Origin of the sequence: Vallicoccus soli (genome assembly GCF_003594885.1) — a bacterium.
GTDB classification, from domain to species: Bacteria; Actinomycetota; Actinomycetes; order Motilibacterales; family Motilibacteraceae; genus Vallicoccus; species Vallicoccus soli.
In genome coordinates, this window is the sequence record NZ_QZEZ01000007.1 from 1 (window position 1) to 23,057 (window position 23,057).

General features: G+C 77.0%; 19 protein-coding genes. 3 read left to right on the forward strand and 16 right to left on the reverse strand.

Going from position 1 to position 23,057, the window contains the following annotated elements; translation table 11 throughout:
• The first annotated feature begins 589 nt into the window (after nucleotides 1–589).
• Nucleotides 590–1,849, forward strand: a complete 1,260-nt coding sequence (locus tag D5H78_RS14145; protein ID WP_119951163.1) for a ParB/RepB/Spo0J family partition protein — start codon at nucleotides 590–592, stop codon at nucleotides 1,847–1,849.
• A gap of 52 nt (nucleotides 1,850–1,901) precedes the next feature.
• Here D5H78_RS14145 and D5H78_RS14150 read toward each other — a convergent pair whose 3' ends face one another.
• Both D5H78_RS14150 and D5H78_RS14155 read right to left on the reverse strand, forming a co-directional pair.
• A complete protein-coding gene (locus D5H78_RS14150) occupies nucleotides 1,902–2,858 on the reverse strand; it encodes a D-alanine--D-alanine ligase family protein (protein WP_119951164.1) in 957 nt (318 codons plus the stop codon).
• Nucleotides 2,859–2,915: 57 nt separating this feature from the next.
• Nucleotides 2,916–4,223, reverse strand: coding sequence for an aminotransferase-like domain-containing protein (locus tag D5H78_RS14155; protein WP_245941671.1), 1,308 nt, complete (start codon nucleotides 4,221–4,223; stop codon nucleotides 2,916–2,918).
• Nucleotides 4,224–4,546: 323 nt separating this feature from the next.
• On the opposite strand from D5H78_RS14155, the gene D5H78_RS14160 reads away from it, so the two are divergent.
• Nucleotides 4,547–5,221 (forward strand): GNAT family N-acetyltransferase, encoded by a 675-nt coding sequence (locus tag D5H78_RS14160; RefSeq protein WP_119951165.1) that lies wholly within the window; start codon nucleotides 4,547–4,549, stop codon nucleotides 5,219–5,221.
• Between the two features lie 56 nt (nucleotides 5,222–5,277).
• On the opposite strand, the gene D5H78_RS14165 is transcribed toward D5H78_RS14160, so the two are convergent.
• The 9 genes from D5H78_RS14165 to D5H78_RS14200 all read right to left on the reverse strand — a co-directional run bounded on the left by D5H78_RS14165 (nucleotide 5,278) and on the right by D5H78_RS14200 (nucleotide 16,508).
• Entirely contained in the window at nucleotides 5,278–6,420 is a 1,143-nt protein-coding gene (locus tag D5H78_RS14165; protein WP_119951166.1) for an N-acetylmuramoyl-L-alanine amidase, read from the reverse strand.
• Between the two features lie 319 nt (nucleotides 6,421–6,739).
• On the reverse strand, nucleotides 6,740–7,063 hold the full coding sequence (trxA, locus tag D5H78_RS14170) for a thioredoxin (RefSeq protein ID WP_119951167.1): 324 nt from the start codon (nucleotides 7,061–7,063) through the stop codon (nucleotides 6,740–6,742).
• Between the two features lie 44 nt (nucleotides 7,064–7,107).
• Entirely contained in the window at nucleotides 7,108–8,094 is a 987-nt protein-coding gene (gene trxB, locus D5H78_RS14175) for a thioredoxin-disulfide reductase (protein ID WP_119951168.1), read from the reverse strand.
• A gap of 143 nt (nucleotides 8,095–8,237) precedes the next feature.
• Complete coding sequence (locus D5H78_RS14180; RefSeq protein ID WP_119951169.1) at nucleotides 8,238–9,308, reverse strand: anti-sigma factor; 1,071 nt, start codon at nucleotides 9,306–9,308, stop codon at nucleotides 8,238–8,240.
• The gene (gene sigM, locus D5H78_RS14185) at nucleotides 9,305–10,009 is read right to left on the reverse strand and encodes an RNA polymerase sigma factor SigM (protein ID WP_119951170.1); all 705 of its coding nucleotides are present in this window, start codon (nucleotides 10,007–10,009) and stop codon (nucleotides 9,305–9,307) included. Before sigM ends, D5H78_RS14180 begins: the two co-directional genes overlap by 4 nt.
• A 13-nt stretch (nucleotides 10,010–10,022) precedes the next feature.
• Nucleotides 10,023–11,594, reverse strand: a complete 1,572-nt coding sequence (locus D5H78_RS14190) for a protein kinase family protein (RefSeq protein ID WP_119951171.1) — start codon at nucleotides 11,592–11,594, stop codon at nucleotides 10,023–10,025.
• Between the two features lie 147 nt (nucleotides 11,595–11,741).
• A complete protein-coding gene (gene murJ, locus D5H78_RS14195; protein WP_133412068.1) occupies nucleotides 11,742–13,535 on the reverse strand; it encodes a murein biosynthesis integral membrane protein MurJ in 1,794 nt (597 codons plus the stop codon).
• 10 nt (nucleotides 13,536–13,545) lie between these two features.
• Entirely contained in the window at nucleotides 13,546–16,041 is a 2,496-nt protein-coding gene (locus tag D5H78_RS19110; protein WP_133412069.1) for a DUF6049 family protein, read from the reverse strand.
• On the reverse strand, nucleotides 16,038–16,508 hold the full coding sequence (locus D5H78_RS14200; RefSeq protein ID WP_165865751.1) for an NUDIX hydrolase: 471 nt from the start codon (nucleotides 16,506–16,508) through the stop codon (nucleotides 16,038–16,040). The genes D5H78_RS19110 and D5H78_RS14200 overlap by 4 nt, the downstream gene beginning before the upstream one ends.
• Nucleotides 16,509–16,668: 160 nt before the next feature.
• Here D5H78_RS14200 and D5H78_RS14205 point away from each other — a divergent pair, with 160 nt between their 5' ends.
• The gene (locus D5H78_RS14205) at nucleotides 16,669–18,099 is read left to right on the forward strand and encodes a CCA tRNA nucleotidyltransferase (protein WP_119951343.1); all 1,431 of its coding nucleotides are present in this window, start codon (nucleotides 16,669–16,671) and stop codon (nucleotides 18,097–18,099) included.
• A 58-nt stretch (nucleotides 18,100–18,157) separates the two neighbouring features.
• Here the strand turns inward: D5H78_RS14205 and D5H78_RS19415 are convergent, their stop codons facing one another.
• From D5H78_RS19415 to D5H78_RS14225, 5 genes are all read right to left on the reverse strand, one after another.
• Complete coding sequence (locus D5H78_RS19415) at nucleotides 18,158–18,334, reverse strand: hypothetical protein (protein ID WP_165865752.1); 177 nt, start codon at nucleotides 18,332–18,334, stop codon at nucleotides 18,158–18,160.
• A gap of 39 nt (nucleotides 18,335–18,373) precedes the next feature.
• Nucleotides 18,374–19,669 (reverse strand): MFS transporter, encoded by a 1,296-nt coding sequence (locus tag D5H78_RS14210; protein ID WP_119951345.1) that lies wholly within the window; start codon nucleotides 19,667–19,669, stop codon nucleotides 18,374–18,376.
• A gap of 131 nt (nucleotides 19,670–19,800) precedes the next feature.
• Nucleotides 19,801–20,919, reverse strand: a complete 1,119-nt coding sequence (locus D5H78_RS14215) for a ScyD/ScyE family protein (RefSeq protein ID WP_119951173.1) — start codon at nucleotides 20,917–20,919, stop codon at nucleotides 19,801–19,803.
• A 284-nt stretch (nucleotides 20,920–21,203) separates the two neighbouring features.
• A complete protein-coding gene (locus tag D5H78_RS14220) occupies nucleotides 21,204–22,283 on the reverse strand; it encodes an inositol-3-phosphate synthase (RefSeq protein ID WP_119951346.1) in 1,080 nt (359 codons plus the stop codon).
• Nucleotides 22,284–22,303: 20 nt separating this feature from the next.
• Complete coding sequence (locus D5H78_RS14225; protein WP_119951174.1) at nucleotides 22,304–22,945, reverse strand: PadR family transcriptional regulator; 642 nt, start codon at nucleotides 22,943–22,945, stop codon at nucleotides 22,304–22,306.
• Nucleotides 22,946–23,057: the final 112 nt, after the last annotated feature.

Sequence of the window (23,057 nt, forward strand, 5' to 3'; positions counted from 1 at the left end):
TTCGACACCCATCACTTCGCCCGGAGGTCCTCCCTCACGTCAACAACGTCCGTGGGCACTACACCTAGCTGCTGTGCGCACGTGGAGTCGCGCCCGCCGACGGCGGGAGGACAGAACCGTGCTCGTGGTCGCGATCGCCCTGTTGAGGCGTGCCCCTCGATGGTCGGTGACGATCGCCGACGTTCCTGTACCGGCACGGGACCTCCAGCGTCCACGTCGTTGCATCCGCTCGATCGGCATGGGTCGAACGGGCGGAGACGTCAGCTCCTGGCCCGTACGACCGCGCCGAGCCTCACGCCGGCGCGGGCTCGCGGCGAGGCGAGAACAGGCGCAGGTGTGCCCGAGGCTCGACACCAGCACACCACCGTCGGCAGACGACGATGACCGCCGGCCCTCACGGCGGACCGATGCCGCCACCCCGGTTCCAAAGGAACCGCGTGTTCCACGTGGAACGTCGTTGGTGCGCTGTCCACCGCATCGTCCACAGATGCAGGGCCGGTGGGTTGTCCACATCACCGCGGCGTGGGTCCGCGGCGGCACCCCCCCGGCGGGTTAGCGTGCCGCGACCCACTGAGGAGAGGACGACGACGTGAGCGACCGACGGCGAGGACTGGGACGCGGGCTGGGAGCGCTGCTCCCTTCGGGGCCGGTGGTGCCCGGGGGCGACACCCGCGGTACGGCCTTCGCCACGACGTCCCCCGTCGACGTCTTCTTCCGTGAGCGCGACGGGATCGCCGCCGTGGGCCACCCGACCACCCCGCTTCCGGAGGACAGGGCGGACCGCCCGAGCGAGGACGGCGCGCCGCCGGCCTTGGAGCACCCCACGACGGGGCACGGGCAGACCGGCCAGCCGGCACCGGCGGACGACGGGTCGGACCACGAGGCGCAGCCCGCGGAGGTTCCGGCCGCCCGACGTCCGGACGTCGCGACCGAGGGCACGGACGGCGGAGCCCTGCCCGGTGACCTCGACGAGGAGCCGCGCCTCATCGGTGGGGCCTACTACGCCGAGGTCCCGCTGGACCGCATCCGGCCCAACCCGCGCCAGCCGCGCGAGGTCTTCGACGAGGAGGCGCTGGCCGAGCTCGTCGCCTCCCTCAAGGAGGTCGGTCTGCTGCAGCCGGTCGTGGTGCGACCCGTCGGCGACGGCTACGAGCTCGTCGTCGGGGAGCGCCGGTGGCGTGCTGCGCAGGAGGCGGGCTTCGAGAGCATCCCCGCCCTCGTCCGGGAAACCGGTGACCAGGACCTGCTGCGCGACGCCCTGCTGGAGAACCTGCACCGCAGCCAGCTCAACCCGCTGGAGGAGGCGGCGGCGTACGGGCAGCTCCTGGAGGACTTCGGCTGCACGCACGACGAGCTCGCCCGCCGCATCGGGCGCTCGCGCCCGCAGATCTCCAACACGCTGCGGCTCCTGCGCCTGCCGCCGCTCGTCCAGCGCCGCGTCGCCGCAGGTGTCCTGACGGCGGGGCACGCGCGAGCGCTGCTCGCCGTCGAGGACGGCCCGGCCCAGGAGCGGCTGGCGCAGCGCATCGTGGCCGAAGGCCTCTCGGTGCGCGCCGTGGAGGAGATCGCGGCGCTCGGGGAGACCGGTGGTGACCCGGTGGTCCGCGCACCGCGCCGGGCCCGTGCCGCGGCGCCCGGGCTCGACGAGCTCGCCGGTCGCCTCGCCGACCGGTTCGAGACGCGGGTCAAGGTCGACCTCGGCAAGAGCAAGGGCAAGATCGTCGTCGAGTTCGCCTCGCTGGAGGACCTCGAGCGGATCGTCGCCCTCATGTCGCCCGGCGCCGGGCTCGGCGACGTGCAGAACCCGGGCCAGCAAGACCAGCAGCCCGCAGAGCCGGGCGCGGCCTGACCCGGCCGACGGCAGCACCGGCGGCGCGGCCCCGAACGGGGCCGCGCGCCGGTCAGGCGCGTCGTGCGGCGGCGCGGGCGACGAGGGCGGCGTACACCTCGCCGAGAGAGCGCTGCGCTGCCGCGACCGCCTGGGGCAGCAGCGAGGTCTCGGTCATGCCGGGAGCGACGTTGACCTCGAGGAACCAGGGGCGGCCGTCGGCGTCGACGATGAGGTCGCTCCGGCTGACGTCGCGCAGGCCGAGCGCGCGGTGCGCGGTGAGCGCGGCCTGGGCGGCGGCCTCCGCCGCGGCCGCGTCGAGACGCGCGGGAGCGAAGAACTCGGTGGTGCCGGCGGTGTACCGGGCCTGGTAGTCGTACACGCCGCCGTCCGGCACGATCTCGACCGCGGGCAGGGCCAGCGGCTCGCCGTCCGGGCCCTCGACGACGGACACGGCGACCTCGGTGCCCTCGACGTGGCGCTCGACGAGCGCGGTGTCGCCATAGGAGTAGGCGTGCACCATGGCCGCGGGCAGCGCGTCTACGCTGCGTACGACGCTCATGCCGAGCGAGGACCCGCCGGACGCGGGCTTCACGACGAGCGGTACGCCGACCCGCGCGACGAGCGCGCCGAGAACCCGCTGCGCCCCGAGCTCGCGGAACGTCGTGTGGGTCAGGGCCACGGCCTCCGGCACGTCGAGCCCGGCGCGGGCGACGACCGCCCGGGCGGACGGCTTGTCGAAGGCCAGGCGCGAGGCGGCGGGGGCCGACCCCACGTACGGGACCCCGACGAGCTCGAGGACGGCGCGCACCCCGCCGTCCTCGCCGGCGACCCCGTGCAGGACGGGGAAGACCACGTCGGGGCGCCACGTGTCGACGAGGTCGAGCAGCTGCGCGTCGGCGTCGGCGAGCTGCACGTCGAGCCCCTCGTCCCGCAGCACCTCCGCGACGCGGCGCCCCGAGCGCAGCGACACGTCGCGCTCGTGGGACAGGCCGCCGGCGAGGACGAGGACGCGCAGGGAGTCGCTCACGGGTTCGGTGCTCCTCGGAGGGTCGGAGAGGGTGGAGGGGTGGCGTACCGACCGGGGTCAGGCGAGGTCGGGCGCCGGGGCGTCGCCGTCGTGGGCCGCGCCGTGCGACGGTGCCGGGCCGAAGAGCTCGCGCATCGACAGCTCCTCCTCGATGACGCCGGCGAGCCGCCGCACGCCCTCGCGGATCCGCGCCGGCTCGGGCAGGCAGTAGGACAGGCGCATGCTCCGCGCGCCCGAGCCGTCGGCGAAGAACGCCGAGCCGGGGACGAAGGCCACCCGTGCGGTGACGGCCCGGGGCAGCATGACCCGCGTGTCGAAGCCCTCCGGCAGCGTGACCCAGACGTAGAAGCCGCCCAGCGGGTGGGTCCACGTCGTGCCCTCCGGCATGGTCGCCGTCAGGGCCTCCAGCGTGGCGTCGCGCCGCTGCCGGTAGAGGTCGCGGTAGACGTCGACCTGCCCGCGCCAGTCCTGCGTCGAGAGGTAGGACGACACGGCGAGCTGGCTGAAGGACGACGGGCACAGCTGGGTGGCCTCGGAGGCCAGGACGAGCTTCTCGCGCACCGCGTGCGGCGCGAGCGCCCAGCCCACCCGCAGGCCCGGGGCGAAGGTCTTGGAGAACGAGCCGAGGTAGATGACCCCCTCGGGGTCGTCGGCCCGCAGGGCGCGGTAGGGGTCGCCGTCGAAGCCCAGGAGCCCGTACGGGTCGTCCTCGATCACCAGCACGTCGTGCCGGCGGCACACCTCGAGCACCTCCTCGCGCCGGCTCTCCGGCTGGGAGGTGCCGGCGGGGTTGTGGAACGAGGGGATCGTGTAGAGGAAGGCGAGCTGGCGCCCCTGCGCCCGCAGGTGCTGGATGGCCTCCTCGAGCGCCACCGGCTCCAGGCCCTTGTCGTCCATCGGCACGTGCACGACGTCCGCCTGGTAGCTGCGGAACACCTGCAGCGCGCCCACGTAGGACGGTGCCTCGGCGAGCACGACGTCCCCGGGGTCGACGAAGATGCGGGTGACCAGGTCGAGCGCCTGCTGCGACCCGGTGGTCATGACCACGTCGTCGGGGTGCCCGTCGATGCCCTCGGGCGCCATGACCTCGCAGACCTGCTCGCGGAGCAGCTCGTCGCCCTGGGCGGTCGCGTACTGCAGCGCCACCGCGCCACGGCGCGCGACGAGGTCGGCGAGGGTCTCGGCGACGGCGTCCATGGGCAGGGCGGACACGTACGGCGACCCGCCGGCGAGCGACACGACCTCCGGGCGGGAGGCCACGCTGAACAGGGCGCGGATCTCCGAGGCGGTCATGCCCTTGGTCCGTGCGGCGTAGTGGTCGACGTAGCGGTCGAGCCGGGAGCCGGGGGTCTGGGGCACGCTCACGACGGTGCTCTCCTCGCTCGTGGCGGGCGGCGGGCGCGCGCGCCCTTCCGGTCCGGCACCCTCGAGGCTAGGCTCCACCACGAGACGAGCGGGACGGGTCGGCCGCGCGTGCCCGGGGCCTCGTCCTGCAGGGTCTGTCACAGGGAGTCTGTCATGCCGCACCGGCGCCGCACGGCGCGACCTGGCCGCGCCCGCGTGGCGCTCGTGGCGGGTCTGCTGGCCGGCGCCGGCGCCGCCTTCCTCAGCGGCTTCCTCGGAGCGCTGCTCACGCGGCAGGACCCGCCCGCGGGTCACCGACCGGCGGCCGCCGCCAGGGGCTGACCGTGTCGCGCCGGGTCGCCAACCTCACCCTCGACACCCTCGACGACCTCCCCGGTCCGTGCCGGGCCTGCGTGCGGTGGGAGCTCGACCCGGTCGCCCAGGACCGCGCCGCCGCCGCCGGCGACCTCGCGCTGGAGAAGGAGGCCTGGGTCTCGTCGGTGCTGCTCGAGTGGGGCTCCTGCGGCAAGGTCGCGTACGTCGACGGGGTGCCGGCCGCATGGGTGCTCTACGCACCGCCCGCGTACGTCCCCCGCGCCGTCGCGTTCCCGACCTCCCCCGTGAGCGGGGACGCGGTGCTGCTGATGACCGCGGCGGTGCAGCCGGAGATGCGCGGCGGGGGACTCGGGCGCGTCCTCGTGCAGAGCGTGGCCAAGGACCTGGTGCGCCGCGGGGTCCGGGCGCTGGAGGCGTTCGGCGACGCCCGCCCCGACGAGGACGCCGACGCGGCGCCGACGGGCGCGCCGGCGGGGCGGCGGGCGCACCGGCGCGCGTGCCTCGTGCCGGCGGACTACCTGCTGGCGGTGGGGTTCAAGACCGTCCGCCCGCACCACCGCTTCCCCCGCCTGCGCCTGGAGCTGAAGAACGCCGTGTCCTGGCGCGAGGACGTCGAGGTGGCGATCGAGCGGCTGCTGGGGTCGATGGCGCCGGAGCCGGCGCTGCGGCGGGTCCGCGGCTGAGCCGGCGCACGGAGGGGCCGTCGGGCCGGTCGCACCCGACGGCTCCGGCTCCGAGCTCAGCGCCGGGCGAGCTCCGGCAGGCGCAGCGTGCCGGTGGGGGCGTCGTCGTCCGGCGGGAGGTAGAGCCGGCCCACGGCCACGACGACGGCCTCGGCGACCACGTCGCGGAAGCCCGGGTCGGCCAGGCGGGCGGCGTCGCCGGCGTTGGTGAGGTAGCCCAGCTCGATCCGCACGGCCGGCATGCGGGTGCGGCGCAGCAGGTCCCAGGTCTTGCCGTGGGTGCGCCCGTCGACGAGGTCGGTGCGGGCGACGATCTCGCGCTGCACCAGCTCGGCGAACCGCTCGCCGACGGCCGAGGAGTGCCCGTGGCGGTCGTTGCCGTAGTAGTAGGTCGCGACGCCCGCGGCGCGCGGCGAGGGCGCCGCGTCGACGTGCAGGCTGATGAGGAGGTCGGCCTCGGCGGTGTTGGCGAAGCCGGCGCGGTCGACGTCGTCCAGGCCGGACTCGGTGCCGCGGGTGAGGAAGGCCAGGACGCCGGTGGCGGTCAGGCGGCCCTCGATGCGCGCGGCGAGGTCCTCCACGAGCGACGCCTCGTCGAGGCCGTGCGCCACGACCCCCCGGTCGGCCCCGCCGTGCCCGGGGTCGACGACGACGACCTTCCCGGAGAGGGCCGGGCCCGAGCGGGCCAGCGCGGTCTCCTCGCGGAGCATGTCCGGCCGACCGCCGACCACGGTGCGGGTCAGGCGTGCCAGGGCCTTGAAGGTGCTCGGGCCGCAGGTGCCGTCGGGCTGCAGCCCCACGTTGCGCTGGAAGTCGCGCAGCGCGGCCTCGGTGCGGCGCCCGAGGACCCCGTCGACCCGCCCGGCGTCGAAGCCCATGTCGAGCAGCCGTCGCTGCAGCGCCGCGACGTCGTCGCCGGTCATCGGGTGGCTCACGGCGTGCGTGAGGATGCGCTCGCCGAGGCGCCAGCGCGCCTCCTCCAGCACCCGGTAGGTCTCCGCGCCCACCACGCCGTCGACGGTGATGCCGCGCTGCTGCTGGAACGCGCGCACCGCGCGGTCCATGGCCTCGTCGAACCGCGAGGGGTCGCCAGGAGCCCCGTCCGGGGTCTCGAGCAGGCCGAGGCGGGCGAGCTTGCCCCGGACTTCGAGGACCGCGGGGCCCGCGTCGCCGCGCCGGAACGCCTGGGGGGCGCTCACCGGGCGCCCGCAAACCGGCGCCGGGCGGTCCGCGTGGGCCTCGTCGACCTCGTCATGCGCAGGGTCCTCGCAGGTGGCGTCGAGGGGGCGGCGTCGGCGTCCCCGGGGCGGGCCGCTCCGTGCGGTCGCACGGGCGGTGGCGCTCCGGCGGCGGCCGGGGCAGCGGGGCCCGGGCGGTCGGCAGAGCGCTACGGATCCTAACCCCGGCGCGGACGACCCCGGCGGACGCGCGCCGCGTGCAGCGCCCGCCCGCCGGTGGGTCGGGACGCGGTGGGCACCGGCCGCACGGGCCGGCGCCCACCGCCGTCGGGGCCCGGGGTCAGAGGAAGGCCTCGAGGTCCTTGAGGATCATGGGCTTCGGCTTCGCGCCCACGATGGTCTTGACGACCTCGCCGCCGCTGATGACGGCCATCGTCGGGATCGAGGTGATCCGGTACGCCGCCGCCGTGGCGGGGTTCTCGTCGATGTTGAGCTTCACGACGTCGATCTTGTCGGCGTGCTCGGCCGCGATCTGCTCGAGGACCGGGGCGACCTGGCGGCACGGGCCGCACCACTCCGCCCAGAAGTCGACGACGACGGGCTTGTCGTTCTTGAGGACCTCGGCGTCGAACGACGCGTCGGTCACGGCCCTGGTGGTGCCCATGGCGCTGCTCCTCGTGCGGTGGTGGGTGGGTGGGGGAGGGGGGGTCAGGCGCTGGCGGGGACGGCCACCTGCGCCGCGTCGCCGGTGAGGTCGGCGTCGTCGAGCGAGGTGAGGTAGCGCTCCGCGTCGAGGGCGGCGGCGCACCCGCTGCCGGCCGCGGTGATGGCCTGGCGGTAGGTGTGGTCGACGAGGTCGCCGCAGGCGAAGACGCCGACGAGGTTGGTGCGGGTCGTCGGGGTCTCGACGAGGACGTACCCCTCGTCGTCGCGGCGGACCTGCCCCGCGAACAGCGCGCTGCGCGGGTCGTGGCCGATCGCGACGAACAGGCCCGTGACGGCCAGGTCGCGCTCGCTGCCGTCCTTCGTGCTGCGGACCCGCAGGCTGCTGAGCTTGCCGTCGGTCGCCACCGCCTCGACCACCTCGGTGTCCCACACGAACTCGATCTTGTCGTTCGCGAAGGCGCGCTCCTGCATGATCTTGCTGGCGCGCAGGCTGTCGCGGCGGTGCACCAGGTAGACCTTGCGGGCGAAGCGGGTGAGGAAGGTCGCCTCCTCGATCGCCGAGTCGCCGCCCCCGACGACGGCGATGTCCTGCCCGCGGAAGAAGAAGCCGTCGCAGGTGGCGCACCACGAGACGCCGTGGCCCGAGAGCTCCTTCTCGCCGGGCACGCCGAGCTCGCGGTAGCCGGAGCCGGTGGCCAGGATCACCGAGCGCGCGCGGTGCTCGCTGCCGTCGCCGGTGCGGACCGTCTTGACCGCCCCGGTGAGGTCGACCTCCACGGCGTCGTCGGCCACCAGCTCGGCGCCGAAGCGCTCGGCCTGCGCGCGCATGCGCTCCATGAGGTCGGGGCCCATGACGCCGTCCGGGAAGCCGGGGAAGTTCTCGACGTCGGTGGTGTTCATGAGCGCACCGCCGGCCGTGACGGCCCCCTCCAGCACCAGGGGCGCCAGGCCCGCGCGCGCGGTGTATACCGCCGCGGTGTAGCCGGCGGGGCCGGAGCCGATGATGATCACGTCGCGGACGTCGCTCACGTGCGCCTTCCCAGTCGTCGTGGCGCGGGCTGCCTGCCCGCGGGGGGTGCAACCGATGCTAGGGGCGGGGTGTTCCCCGCCCCGTCCGCCGCACCCGCGCGCGTCCAGGGCCCGTGCGGGGGGCCCCGGCCGGACTTCCCCGGTCAGCGCGGGGCGCCCACCGCGCCGAGCACGTCGGCGCCGCGCTCGCCGCAGCCCGGCCCCACCGCGACCACCACCCAGGCCGTCGGGTCGTCGACCGGCAGGACGAGGACGGCGGCGGGGCGGCCGTCGTACCGCGCGAGGTCGACGCGCACGGGGTCGCCCGCGAGGGGCCCGGCGGGCAGGTCCTGCGCCCGCAGCGCGGCGACGCAGCGGTCGAGCGCCGCGGGGTCGCGCAGCCGGTCCAGCGCGGAGGCGCCGCCGCCCGGCGCGCTCAGGGCGCTCGGCCCGGTCCCCTGCGCGGCGGGCCCGGGCGCGGCGCCGGCGGGGGCGTCCTGGCCGTCGAGGGCCTCGGGGTCGCCGTCCGCGGCCGGCCCGCGGGCCGCCGGCGCCCCGGGGTCCGCCGCAGCGGCTGCCCCCGCCAGGTCGTCCGCGCCCCAGTCGCGCCCGGAGGCCACCACGAGGGGCCCCGCCGGCGCGGCCTCGACGGCGCCCCCGCCCGCAGCGCTCGAGGCCCCGTCCTCGGCGCCGTGGCCGCCCAGCGAGCCGGCGACCGGGACGGCCACGACCGCGGCCGCGGCGACCGCGGCGGCGGCGCCCAGCAGGGTGCGCGCGCGGCGGGGGCGGCGCCGGGCGCGGGCGGCCGCGAGCTCGTCGGCCCCCGTGCCGGTGCCGGTGCCGGTGGTCCCGGTGCCGGTGGTCCCGGCGCCGGTGGTCCCGGCGCCGGCGGGGCCGGCACCCGGGCGGCCGGGCGCGCCCTCCGCGGCCAGCGCCGTACGCAGCCGGGCGGCCACGTCGTCCGGGACCGGACCCGGGCCGGGCAGGGCGGCGAGGAGCGCGCGGACGCCGCGCAGGTCGTCCAGGAGGGCGGCGCACGCGGGGCACCCCGCGACGTGGCGCCGGCCGAGCTCGGCGTGCCGGTCGCCGTCCCCGCCCCCGCCGTCCCCGCCCCCGCCGTCCCCGCCGGCCCCGTCGGCGGGCCGGTCGTCGAGCGCGTCGAGCGCCGCCGCGTCGAGGTGCCCGGGCCAGGGGACGGGGGAGCCGGCGCCGGGGGTGCCGTACCCGCCGCTCACCGCCGCACCTCCTCGCCGCTGCCGTCGCCGGTGCCGCCGGACCGGGCGGCACCCCTCCCTGGGACGCCGCCGCCGGCCGCGCGGTTCCCCCCCGCGGGCGCGCCCTCGCGCACCCCCGCGAGCAGGGGCACGAGGCGCGCCCGCCCCCGCGCGCACCGGCTCTTCACCGTGCCGGGCGCGACGCCGAGGACCTCCGCGGCGTCGGCCACCGACCAGCCCTCGAGGTCGACGAGGACGAGGGCGGCGGCCTGCTCGGGCGGCAGCGCCCGCAGCGCGTCGCGCACGACGAGCTCGGTGGTCCGCGCCTCGGCGGGGTCGGCGACGACCGCCGCCGGAGCCCGCGGCGGCCGGTCCTCGTCGCCCTCGAGGTCCTCGGGCAGCGGCACGGCGGGGCGGGCCGCCCGCCGGCGGACCCGGTCCAGGCAGGCGTTGACGACGATCCGGTGCAGCCACGTCGTCACCGCGGACTCGCCGCGGAACCCGCCGCGGGCCGAGGCGCGCAGCGCCGAGACGAGGGCGTCCTGCAGGGCGTCCGCCGCTTCCTCGCGGTCGCCGAGCGTGCGCAGCGCGACCGCCCAGAGCCGGTCCTGGTGCCGGGCCACCACCGTGCCGAAGGCCTCGACGTCGCCCGCGGCGTGCCGGCGCAGCAGCTCGGCGTCGGCGACCCCGCCGTCGTCGGCGGGCAGGGGGACGGGCGGCACGCGGGCCGGCGCCTCAGCTGCGCACGGCGAGCTCGGCGACGCCGCCGCGGAACTCGCCGTCGCCGACCTCGGGCAGCTCGGTCAGCCAGAGCAGCAGCCAGCGCGCGTCGACCGGGCGCTCCGGCGCCAGCGTGGTGGTGCCGGCGACGTCGCGCTGCGCCGCCACCTCCACCCAGTCCTCCGGGTCCTCGGGGGCCTCGCCGGCGATCGCCGGCGCGGCGCGCAGCGCCACCGCGCTGCCCTCGCCGTCGAGCTCGACGGTCACGGCGCCCACGCTGCGCACCGCGCCGAGGTCGACGACGAGCCCCACGCCCTCCTTGAGCCCGCCCAGCGGCTCCCCGAAGTACGTCTGGGTCGTCCAGGACGTGCCGCGGTCGCCGTCGACGGCGAGGTCGGCGCGCTCGTCGTGCTCGCTGCCGTCGCCCTGCGGGTCGTACGCCGCGACGCCCTCGACGGGCAGCGCGAGCCCGGCGGGCAGCGTGCCCGGGGGCAGCGGGGCGGCGGCGCTCGGCGGCGGCGACGGGGCGGGCGCGGGCTCGTCCGCGTCCTGCAGGCCGGCGACCACCTGGTAGCCGAGGAGGCTGCTCGCGGCCACGAGCACGCAGCCCACGAGCAGCGACAGCGCGCGCCGCGCGCCGCCGGGCCGCGCGGGCGCGGCGAGCAGGGGCACCGGGGCGTCCGCCGGCACCACGGGCAGGGGCCCGGTGGACGACTCCCCGCCGCTGCCGCCGGTGCGGGGCAGCAGCGCGACGAGCTCCTCGACCCCGCCCAGCGGGGCCCGGTGACGGCGCCGGTGCACCCCGAGCGCGCGGCAGGCGAGGTCGTCCAGGTCGGCCGGGACGGCGGCGCGCACCTGCCCGGGGGCGCACGGCTCGCCGTCGACGACCGGCGCCGGGGGCAGGTCGGTGCGCCCGTGCTCCGCCTCCAGCGGCCAGCGCCCCGTCAGCGCGGCGTAGAGGACGGCGCCGGCGGCGCGCAGGTCCTCGCGCCGGGGGTCCGGCGCGGGCGTCGCGTGCGGGTGGGCCGCGGCCGAGACGCCGAGGCCCGCCACCTTGAGCCGGCCCGCCTCGGTGAGCAGCACGTGCTCGGGCAGGAGCCGCCCGTGCGCGAGGCCGGCGCGGTGGGCGACGGACAGGGCGCGTGCGAGCTCGGCGACGAGCGCCTGCGCCTCGACGTCGGCCAGGGGCCCGGCGGCCAGCAGCGCGGTGAGGTCGCGCGCCTCGACCCACTCCGTGACGACGTACGCGAGGCCGCCCGCCTCGTCGGCGTCGAGGACGGCGACGAAGCGGGGGTCGTCGACGGCGGCGGCCCGTCGGGCGGCCGCGAGCACCGGCCCGGCCAGCGGGTCGCCGGCGGGCAGGACGCGCACCCCGACGGGCCGGTCGAGGACCTCGTCGTGCCCCTGCCAGAGCAGCGCGGGGAGCGCCGGGGCGAGCACGGGCCGGGCGGTGCTGCCCGGCGTGCTGCCCGGCGTGCTGCCCGCGGAGCCGGTCGAGGTGCCGTGCGGCGACGCCGAGCCGGCCGCGGGCCGGCTCAGCCGGTAGCGGCCGGCGAGCCGCTGACCGGGCTCCACGGCGAAGGCCACCTCGTCATGCTAGGGGGACCAGGGGTCCCTGCGGGCGGTCGCGGTGGGGTCCGCCGACCGGGGGTCCGTCAGCCCCTACCCACATCGGCCCCGGCCCCTCCCGCGTTGCATCGGGCGCCACCGGACCCGGCTTGAGCGGGGAGCGGCTCAGCGCCCGAGCCGCGCCCGCAGCTGCCCGGTGAGCCGGGTCACCTCCCGCACCCGCATCCGCCGCGCCGCGAGGACGTACGTGACCGCCGCGAGCGGGAGCGACAGGGCGAGGCCCAGGACGACGCCGGCGTACGAGCCCTCGGGCATGAGGGCCCGCACGGCCTCGAGGACCGCCCAGGCCAGGAGGCCGGCCACGAGCGCGGCGACCGCCAGGCGGACGTACGTGCGCAGCACCCGGTGCCCGTCGAGGCCGCCGACCCGGCGGCGCAGGGTGAGCGCGGAGACGACGAAGCCGACGACGTACGCGAGGGCGTAGGCGGCGGCCACGCCGACCGTCTTGTGCTCGGCGGGCAGGACGCTGTACGCGACGAGGGCAGCGCCGACGTCCAGCGCCGCGATGAGGGCGGCGAGCAGGAACGGGGTGCGGGTGTCCTCCAGCGCGTAGAAGCCGCGCAGCACCAGGTAGTGGGCGCTGAACGGCACGAGCCCCAGCGCGAAGGCGGACAGCACCCGGCCGATCGCCAGGCCGTCCTCCACGCTCGCCTCGCCGAAGCTGAACAGGGCGGCGCCGAGCTCCGGGCCGAGCAGCAGGAACAGCACGCTCGCGGGCACGAGCACCACGCCGACGAGGCGCAGCCCATGGCTCAGGTCGTCGCGGACCGAGCGCAGGTCGCCCTGGACGGCCTGCCGGCTCATCCGCGGCAGCAGCGCCGTCACCACCGAGACGGTGATGATCGAGTGCGGCAGGAGCAGCATGAGGTACGCGTTCTGGTAGGCCAGGTAGCCGCTGCCCGGTCCCCCCTGCTCCGCGACGAGCTTGCCGGCGTCGGTCGTCAGGCGGACCACGACGAGGTACGCCAGCTGGGTCACGCCGACGTACGCCAGGGTCCACTTGGCCAGCGAGCCGGCCCGGCCCAGGCCCGAGCCGCGCAGGTCCAGCCGCGGCCGGTAGCGGTAGCCGACCCGGCGCAGCACCGGCACGAGCGCGAGCGCCTGCACGACGATGCCGAGCGTGGTGCCGGCGCCCAGCAGGGCGATCTCGCCGCCGTCCAGCGACCCGGAGTCGCGCGGGCCGACGGTGGCGACCGCGATGAAGAGCAGCCCGGTCGCGATCGCGACGAGGTTGTTGAGGATGGGCGTCCACATCATGGGCCCGAAGGAGCCGCGCGCGTTGAGCACCTGGCCCAGCAGCGTGTAGAGGCCGTAGAAGAAGATCTGCGGCAGGCACCAGTAGGCGAACGCCGTGGACAGGCGCAGGTCGGCCGGGGACAGCTCGCCGCCGGCGTACAGGCGCACGACGAGCGGCGCGGCGAGCGTCGCGACGAGCGTGACGCCGGCGAGGACGAGCACGGCGAGGGTGAGCAGACGGTCCGCGTACGCCCGCCCCTCCTCCTCCCCCGCGGTCATCGCCCGCACGAGCTGCGGCACGAAGACCGCGTTGAGCAACCCGCCCGCGATGAGCGTGAACAGGACGTTGGGCACGGCGTTGGCCAGCGCGAAGGCGTCGCCGACGGTCGCCGAGCCGAGCGCGGCCACGATGACCACGTTGCGCAGGAAGCCCAGGGCGCGGCTGACCACCGTGCCGGCGGCCATCGCCCCGCTGGAGCGCACCAGGCCCGCGGGCCCGCCCGGCCCGGGCCCCGGCTCCGGGGCGGACGCCGCGGCCGGGTCGGGTCCCGTCACCGGGCCCGGGACCGGGCCGGCACCGGGCTCCGTCGCCGTCGCCCGCCCCGCCGGGGCTCCCGCCCGCTGCTGCGCGTCCTGCTGGTGCACCTCGTCCACGGGGGCCATGCTCGCACCGTCAGCCCGCGTGCCGGCCCCGCGCGCCGTGCCGGTCGCCCCCGCCGGCACCCGCGGTCGCGTCGTCGAGCGCCGCGGGGTCGGGCGAGGTGACCGGCCCGTCGGCGGCGTCGCCCGGCCGGCGCCCGCCCCGGGCACCCCGCACGCGCCGCACCACGTTGCGCGTCGCCGCGAGCAGCAGCAGGGCCAGCGCCGCGAGGGTCACCGCGAGCGCGGCACCGCCGAAGTCGGTCGCCCGCACGCGCACGGCGACCGGGTCGCCGACCGGGTCGCCCTCGACGCTCGTCAGCTGCGCCCGCAGCGTGGCCGCCCCCGGGGCCAGCGCCTCGGCGCTCACCACCACGGCGTCCTTGCTGCCGGCCGCGACGGTCACCGGGTCGCTGGGGGCCACGGTGATCCGGGGCTGGTCGGTGCTGAATGCCACACGCACCGTCACGGCGTACGGCGTGTCGTTGGCGACGGTGACCCGGAAGTCGCCCTCGAGGGAGGGCAGCTGCACGTCGGCCGGGACGACCCGGACCCCCTCGAGGACCTCGTCGAGCGCGCCGAGCGCCTGCTCGCGCAGGGCGGTGCGCAGCTCGGGGCGCGGGCGCAGCGAGGCCGAGACGAGGCGGAGCCGCTGCACGTCGTAGGCCGCGCGCAGCGCCGCCACCGGGTCCTGCGGGGCCCCCTGCTGCGCGGCCCCGTCCTGCGCGGCCCCGTCCTGCGCGGCCCCGTCCTGCGCGGCCCCGTCCTGCCCGGCCCCGTCCTGCGCGGCCCCGTCCTGCCCGGCCCCGGCGGCGGGCCCGGCACCGGCGCGGCGCCGCGGTGCCTGCGCGGGGGCGAGGACCTCGGCGAGCGCGTCCACCCGGGTGCGCACCCGCTCGACGGCGGCGAGGTGCTCGGGCGGCAGCGGTGCCGGCCCGCCCGGCGGGTCCTGCGGGCCGGTCCGCTGCACGTCCTCGGGCACCGGGACGGCGAGCAGGCCGGGCAGCGTCCCCGGTGCGAGCCAGGGGGCGGCTGCGGTCGCCGCGAGGACGGCGCCGGCGGTCCCCGGGGCCGGCCGCCACAGGCGGGGCGGCGCGACGGCCACCGCCCGGGGGATGCCGGGGCGCTCGAGGACGAGCATCTCGGTCTCGGCGACGAAGCGCGCCAGCTGCTCGCCCGCGGTCGGCACGGTCCCCCCCGGCCCGGGTGGCGCGTCGGCGCGGGGCACTAGGGCGCTGAGCGCCGCGTCGGCCAGCGCCACCGGGTGGGCGCCGCCGGCCAGCCGGAGCGAGGCGCGCCCGGTCGGCGTGTACGGCACCTCCGGCGCGGGCAGCGCGGTGTCCTCGAGCACGAGGGCGCGCTCGGGGGCGCCGCGCAGCAGGGTGGTGAGGGTGCCCTCGTCGCCGGTACCGGCAGGGGGCAGCGCCGCGTCGAGCGGGCGGGGGGCGCCCGGCAGGACCGTGCGCAGCACCTGCCCCCCGCGGGCGCGGGCCGCGTCGAGCAGCCCCTCCTGGCCCTCGGCGCGCAGCGCCTCGACGTCGGGGTCGCCGTAGGGCAGGGCCACCCACGAGGTGCGCTGCAGCAGCGCCCGCAGCCGGTCGAGGAAGGCCGCGGCGCGCGCGCCCCCGGTCCCCTCGACGAGCCCGCCGTCCCCGTCGTCCCCGCTGACGACCTGGTAGCCGCGGCGCATGGCGTCGAGGTCGTCGAGGAGCATGGGGTCGACGACGAGGGTGAGGTCCGCTGCCGGGGGTCGGCGCTCGGCCGCGCGCAGCAGCGCGTCGAGCCGGCCGCCGCGGACGACGGAGGCGGCCAGGTCGTCGTCGAGGAACGCGCCGTCGGCGCGGCGGTGCGGCACATCGGCCAGCGGCCAGAGCCAGGCCAGCGACGTCGGCTCCACCTGCGCCGGGTCGGCCGCCCAGGACAGCTGCGTGCGGGCCGTGCCCAGCCGCTGCTCGGCCCGCTCGGCGCCGCCCGCGTCGACCGGTTCGCCGCGCAGCTCGACGGCCAGCGGGTGCACCGCGGTGGCGCCGAGCCCGAGCTGGTCCGCGGGCACGCGCAGCACGAAGGGGGCCGAGGCTCCGGGGGCCAGGTCGCCGACAGCGGTGCGGACGCCCTCGACGGCGGAGCCGTCGCGCACCACCTCGCCCGCGGCGAGCCGCGCGAGGTCGGCCCGGCTGAGCGTGGTGCTGCGCGACAGGCGCAGGCGCGCGTGCGCGTCGACGACCGGCTCGTCGCCGTCGTTGACGACCCGCCCGCGGACCTCGAGGACCTGCCCCGGGCGCAGCACGGACGGCGAGAGCCCGGCCAGCACCACGCGGACCGGGTCGGCGGTCCCGTCGGCCCCCCGGCCGCTGCCCGCGGCGGCGACGGGCGCGGGAGCCAGGAGCACGCCGACGAGCGCGAGGACGGCGACGAGGCAGGCGGCGGAGCGGGCGCCGGCCCGGGCCGGGCGGGCGCGGGTGCCGCAGCGCGCCGCCCCCGGGTCCCCCCGACCGTCCGGCTCCCCGCCCACCCGGTCCGGGGCCGTCACGCCGGGTCCGCGAGCAGCTCCGCCGCGGTGCGGGCGAGCCGGCGCTCCCCGGCGTAGGCGAGGCGGGAGGGCAGGTCGGCCACGGCGACCCAGGCGACCTCCGTCACCTCCACGTCGGCGTCGGAGAGCTCGCCGCCGGTGGCGCGCAGCAGGTAGTGGTGCACGGTTTTGTGGACGCGCCGGTCCGGCGTGACGAACCAGTAGTCGATGCTGCCGAGCGGGGCGAGGACGGTCCCGCGGATGCCCGTCTCCTCCTCCACCTCGCGCACGGCCGTGTCCTCGACGCTCTCACCGGGCTCGATGTGCCCCTTGGGCAGCGACCACAGCAGGCGCCCGCGGCGGTCGAGGCGCCCGATGAGCGCGGCGCGGGGCACGGGGGCGTCGAGGTCCACGACGAGCCCGCCCGCCGACGTCTCCTCCACCTTCCGCAGCCAGCGGCGCGGGGCCGGCTGCGGAGGGGTGCGCATCCGCCGATGGTAGCCAGCGGGACGAGGCGCGGACGGGCCGCGCTTACCCTTGGGCCCCGTGCCCGAGCCCCTCGACGTCCCCACCCCGGCCAGCGCTCCGGCCGGAGGCCCGGCGGACCGCCCCGTCACCGGGCCGGCCGTCGACCCGGCCGCCGTCGCGCTGAGCACGGCGCTCGCCGCGGCCCGGCGCCGGGCGGTCGAGGGACTGCTGCAGGCGACGCCGGTGGCCGTCGAGCTGGGGGAGCGCTTCCGGGCCGCGGGCCACGAGCTGGCGGTCGTCGGCGGGCCGGTGCGCGACGCGGTGCTCGGCCGGGTGAGCGCCGACCTCGACTTCACCACCGACGCCCGTCCCGAGCAGGTGCGTCCCCTGCTGCGCGGATGGGCCGATGCGGTGTGGGACGTGGGCGTCGCCTTCGGCACGCTGGGCGCCCGCAAGGGCGAGGTGCACGTCGAGATCACGACCTACCGGGCGGAGGCCTACGACCGCACGTCGCGCAAGCCGACGGTGACGTACGGCGCCTCGCTGGAGGACGACCTCGCCCGGCGCGACTTCACCGTCAACGCGATGGCCGTGACGCTGCCCGACCTGCGCTTCGTCGACCCGTACGGAGGGCTGCGCGACCTCGCCGCCGGGCTGCTGCGGACCCCGGGGACGCCGGAGGAGTCTTTCTCGGACGACCCGCTGCGCATGCTGCGGGCCGCCCGCTTCGCCGCGCAGCTGATGTTCCACGTGGAACCGGCCGTGGTGGCCGCCATGACGGCGATGGCCGAGCGGCTCGACATCGTCTCCGCCGAGCGGGTGCGCGACGAGCTGTCCAAGCTGCTGCTGGCGACCGCGCCCCGCCGGGGCCTGGCCCTGCTCGTCGACACCGGGCTGGCCGCCCGCTTCCTGCCCGAGCTGCCCAAGCTGCGGCTCGAGGTCGACGAGCACCACCGGCACAAGGACGTCTACGAGCACAGCCTCACCGTGCTGGACCAGGCGATCGCCCTGGAGGACGAGGACGGCCCCGACCTCGTGCTGCGCCTGGCCGCCCTGCTGCACGACATCGGCAAGCCCAAGACCCGCCGGTTCGAGCCGCGCGGCGGGGTGTCCTTCCACCACCACGAAGTGGTCGGCGCGGACATGGCCCGGCACCGGCTCAAGGCGCTGAAGTACCCGAAGGACGTCGTCGACGACGTCGCCCGGCTCGTGGAGCTGCACCTGCGGTTCCACGGCTACGGCACGGGGGTCTGGACCGACGCCGCGGTCCGCCGCTACGTCCGCGACGCGGGCCACCTGCTGCCGCGGCTGCACCGGCTGACCCGCTCGGACTGCACCACCCGCAACCGCCGCAAGGCCGAGGCGCTGCGCCGGGCGTACGACTCGCTCGAGGTGCGCATCGCCGAGCTCGCCGAGCAGGAGGAGCTGGGCAAGGTCCGTCCGGACCTCGACGGCAACGCGATCATGGCGCTGCTCGGCGTCCCGCCGGGCCCGGTGGTGGGGCGGGCGTACCAGCACCTGCTGGAGCTGCGGCTCGACCGCGGTCCGCTGGGGCCCGAGTCCGCCGAGGAGGAGCTGCGCCGCTGGTGGGCGGAGCAGCAGCAGGGCTGAGCAGCCGGGGCCCCTGAGCCGCCGGGGCCCCCGCGGGTCGGGCCGCCGCCGCCTCAGGTCAGAGGTAGACCGGCGGGCGGGTCGAGCCCGGCGGAAGCGGCAGGTCGGCGACCGGGGTCACCGGCGGCAGCACGGCGAGCAGCCCGGCGGCCTGCTCCTTGGCGCCGTCGATGACCTTGCGGGCGAGCAGCAGCTGCGCCGCGCCGGGGGCGCCGTCGATCGAGGAGGTCTCCATGCCCCTCCATCGGCCCGTCCGCGGCTCGGCGCGAGGGGTTCAGGCCGTCGGCACCCGTGCGGCCCAGCGCCGGGACGCCCGGGCGTAGGCCAGGCCGGTCCCGGCGTACCCGAGCGCGACCGCGAGCACGACGGGCGCGGAGACGCCCGACGGGGGGAGCACCAGCGCCGTAGCGCCCGCCGCGGCGACGAAGGCGACGTTGAAGAGGACGTCGTACAGGCTGAAGACGCGGCCGCGGAAGGCGTCGTCGACGCTCTCCTGCACCAGGGTGTCGACGCAGATCTTGGACCCCTGCGCGCTGACGCCGAGCAGGAAGGCGCCGAGGACGACGAGCACCTCGTCGAGCCGGACGAGGTACACCGCCTGGACGGCGCCGGCGAGCAGGAGGCAGGCGGTGACCCACGCCTGCTTCGACACGCGGGCGGTGACCCAGGGCGTCACGAGCGCCGCGGTGAAGAAGCCGAGGCCCGAGGCGCTCACGGCGGCGGCGAGGCCGCCGAGCCCGGCCTGCACGTCCTGCGGGGGGTTGAAGTGGTTCCGGTACAGCAGGATCACCGTGAAGGTGGACACGCCGTAGCAGAAGCGGTGCCCCCCGATCGCGGCGAGCGCGTGGGCGGCGCGCGGGTGGCTGCGCACGTGCCGGGCGCCGTCGAGGAAGCCGGACGCGACGTGCCGCAGGGCCTCGCGGGTCGCGGGCCGGCCCTCGTCGGGGTCGGGGCCCAGCAGGTCGGGGTGCATCGTGCGCGCGACGAGCGCCGAGCCGGCGTAGGCCAGGGCCGCCACCACCGCGGTCTGCGCGTCGGCGGCGTCGCCGCCCCCGAGCGCGGCGACCAGGAGGTAGCCCGCGCCGCCGCCGAGCAGGGCCGCGACCGTCCCGGAGGTGGGCGTCACCGCGTTGGCCATGACGAGCTCGTGCCGGGGGACGACGTGCGGCAGGGAGGCGGACAGCCCGGCGAGGAAGAAGCGGTTCACCGACAGGCAGGCGAGCACCGCCAGGTAGAGGACCGGCCCCTCGACGTCGAGGGCGATGAGCACCGCGACGCCGAGCACCATCGCGGCGCGCAGCAGGTTGGCGCGCACGAGCACCTGCCGCCGGCGCCAGCGGTCCAGCAGCACCCCGGCGAAGGGGCCGACGAGCGAGTAGGGCAGCAGCAGCACGGTGAAGGCCGCCGCGATGCCGCCCGCCGTCGTCTGGCGCTCCGGGGAGAAGAAGAACAGGCTGGCCAGGGCCACCTGCAGGACGCCGTCGGCGAACTGGCTGCTCAGCCGCGTGGCGTAGAGCCGCCGGAAGTCGCGCCCGCGCAGCACGTCGCGCAGGTCGCCGGCGAAGGACACGCCGTCCACTGTAAGGAGGCGTGCGGGGCGCGCTCTCCGCGGCGACGACGAGCGCCCGCCCCCCGGCCGGGGCCGGGGGACGGGCGCGAGGTCGTGCAGGTGGTGCGGGTCGTGCAGGTGGCCTCAGCCGCTCAGCGCAGCGTCCAGCGCAGGACCTTGCCGTCCGGCGCCGCCTCCGGGGCCGGGAGCACTTCGGTCGTGGCGTAGAGGTGCTCGTGGTGCAGCTCGACGGCACCGGGCAGCGGCACCTCGGCGAGCGTCGACTTCTTCCCCTTCGCGATCTTGGTGATCTTGCCCGCGAAGAGCTCGGCGACGTACATCGTGCCGTCGTGGTCCACGGCCAGGTCGACGGCGCTGACCAGGCCCGTGACGACGCGCTTGACCGAGCCGGTGGCCGGGTCGACGCGGAAGACGCCGCCGAGGGCGCCGAGGCTGCCGTCCTCGGGGCCGCCCGGCAGGCTGGTCACGTAGAGCATGCCGTCGGGGCCGACCTCGACGTCGGTCGGGACGGGGTGCAGGTCGTACCGGGAGCCGACGGTGCAGTCGGGCAGGCCGAGGCCCTCGGCGATGGCCCCGGTGATCCGCACGCCGACCGGCGGCAGGACGGCGAGCGTGGAGACCTTGCGGTCCGGCCCGACCCGCAGGAGCGCGTTCGCCCCGGCGTCGGCCACGACGTAGCGGCCCTTGCCGAGCTCGGCCACCTTGTACGGGTTGGGGTTGACGTCGCCCTTCTGCGGCGCCCCGCCGATGAAGTCCGGCACCTGCGCCCGGCAGTCGGCGGTGATCCCCTTGAAGCCGTAGGTCACCTTGCCGTCGGGGTTGTTCCGGATCTCGTGCCGGGCGAGGTCGCCGAGGACCTGGCGGGTGCCGTTGGCCCGCACCTTGACCAGCTTGGCCTCGGGCGCCTCGGGGGTGCCCGCGGTGTAGGTGTAGGCGACGGAGCCGTCGCTGAGCACCTCGACGCCGTTCGGCGAGCCGCCCTCGACGACGGCCACCGGAGCCGGCGCGCCGACCTGCGTGACGAGGCCGGCGAAGGACTGCGCGACGTAGACGTCGCCGGGCTCGCTCACGGCGAGGCCCAGCGGGCCGACGAGCCCGGAGGCGACGACGGTCGGCGCCGGGACCGCCGCACCGGCCGGCGCGGCGAGCGGTACGGCGAGCGCTGCCGCGGCCCCCACCGCGGCGGCGGTCGTGCCCAGCGCCCGGCGAGCCGAGCGGGCCGAGCGGGTCGAGCGGGTGGTGCGGGTCACGGATCCCCCTAGGTCCTGACGTCCGGGGAGGCCCTCCTGGCCGCCCCGCCGCCGGGGACGTTAGGGGGGTGCGGGGGGTGCGCGCGGCCGAACGGGTGAAGCCGTCCCGCGACTCGCCCGGAGCGTTCCCCGATGTCCGGAAGGCCGACGGGCGCCACCGCCGCAGCGGTGGCGCCCGTCGGGGCCAGCAGGGTCGTGCAGGGGTCGTGCAGGGTCGTGCCGGGTCGTGCCGGGTCGTGCAGGGGTCGTGCAGGAGCTGTCCTAGGGGGGCCGGTGACCTCCGCTCAGCGCTCCACGGTGCCGGCGATGAAGCCCTCGACGGCCTCGCGGGCCTCGTCGTCGGTGTACTGCACCGGCGGGCTCTTCATGAAGTAGGACGACGCGGAGAGGATCGGGCCGCCGATCCCCCGGTCCTTGGCGATCTTCGCCGCGCGGACGGCGTCGATGATGATGCCCGCCGAGTTCGGCGAGTCCCAGACCTCGAGCTTGTACTCGAGCGAGAGCGGCACGTCGCCGAAGTTGCGGCCCTCGAGCCGGACGAACGCCCACTTGCGGTCGTCGAGCCACGCGACGTAGTCGGACGGGCCGATGTGGACGTTGCGCTTGCCGATGTCCTGCTGCATCTGCGAGGTCACGGACTGCGTCTTGGAGATCTTCTTGGACTCGAGCCGCTCGCGCTCGAGCATGTTCATGAAGTCCATGTTGCCGCCGACGTTGAGCTGGTACGTCCGGTCGACGGTGACGCCGCGGTCCTCGAAGAGCTTGGTGAGCACGCGGTGGGTGATGGTGGCGCCGACCTGGGACTTGATGTCGTCGCCGACGATCGGCACGCCGGCCGCCTCGAACTTGTCCGCCCACTCCTTGGTGCCGGCGATGAAGACCGGCAGCGCGTTGACGAAGGCCACCCCGGCGTCGATGGCGCACTGCGCGTAGAAGCGCGCCGCGTCCTCGGAGCCGACCGGCAGGTAGCAGACGAGCACGTCGACCTGCGCCTCGCGCAGCGCGGCGACGACGTCGACCGGGGCGTCCTCGGACTCCACGACCATCTCGCGGTAGTACTTGCCGAGCCCGTCGAGGGTGTGGCCGCGCTGGACGACGACGCCGGTCGGCGGCACGTCGGCGATCTTGATCGTGTTGTTCTCGCTGGCGCCGATGGCGTCGGCGAGGTCCTGGCCGACCTTCTTGGCGTCGACGTCGAACGCGGCGACGAACTGGACGTCGCGGACGTGGTACTCGCCGAACTGCACGTGCATGAGCCCGGGCACGCGCGACTGCGGGTCCGCGTCCTTGTAGTACTCCACGCCCTGCACGAGCGAGGCGGCGCAGTTGCCCACGCCGACGATGGCCACGCGGATCGGTGCCACGGTGTTCTCCTTGGTGGTGTTCATCCCCCGTGGGGGTCCCTGTCAGGTCGTGCCGTCGCGGCGTCCGCCGCGGCTGGGGCCGGGTGCCCGGGGGGCGGGCCGCTGCGGGCCGCGCCGTCGCGCTCGCTGTCGATGACCTCGCTGAGCCACCGCACCTCCCGCTCCACCGACTCGAGCCCGTGGCGCTGCAGCTCGAGCGTGTAGCCGTCGAGGCGCTCGCGGGTGCGCTGCAGGGAGGCCCGCAGGCCCCCGAGCCGCTCCTCGAGGCGGCTGCGCCGACCCTCGAGGATGCGCAGGCGCACCTCGGCGTCGGTGCGCCCGAAGAAGGCGAAGCGCACGCCGAAGCCCTCGTCCTCCCACGCCGCCGGGCCGTTCTCGGCCAGGACGGTCTGGAAGCGCTCCTTGCCCTCGGCGGTGAGCCGGTAGACGGTCTTGGAGCGGCGAGGGCCCAGCGCCGGCGCGGTGGGGTCGGCGTCCCCGTCCTCGACGATCCACCCCTGGGCCACCATCTGCTTGAGGCAGGGGTAGAGCGAGCCGTACGAGAACGCGCGGAGCGAGCCGAGCAGGGCGGTGAGCCGCTTGCGCAGCTCGTACCCGTGCATGGGCCCCTCGTGGAGCAGCCCGAGGACGGCGAGCTCGAGGATGCCGACGCGCCGTGCCATGCTGCCCCCTCCCGGCCTGGGATGCTGTTCCGATGCATCGCGCCGATGTGTCGACGTGATGTATCGAACCGATACATCGGAACGATAGGGCAGGCGTGCGGCGTTGTCGACG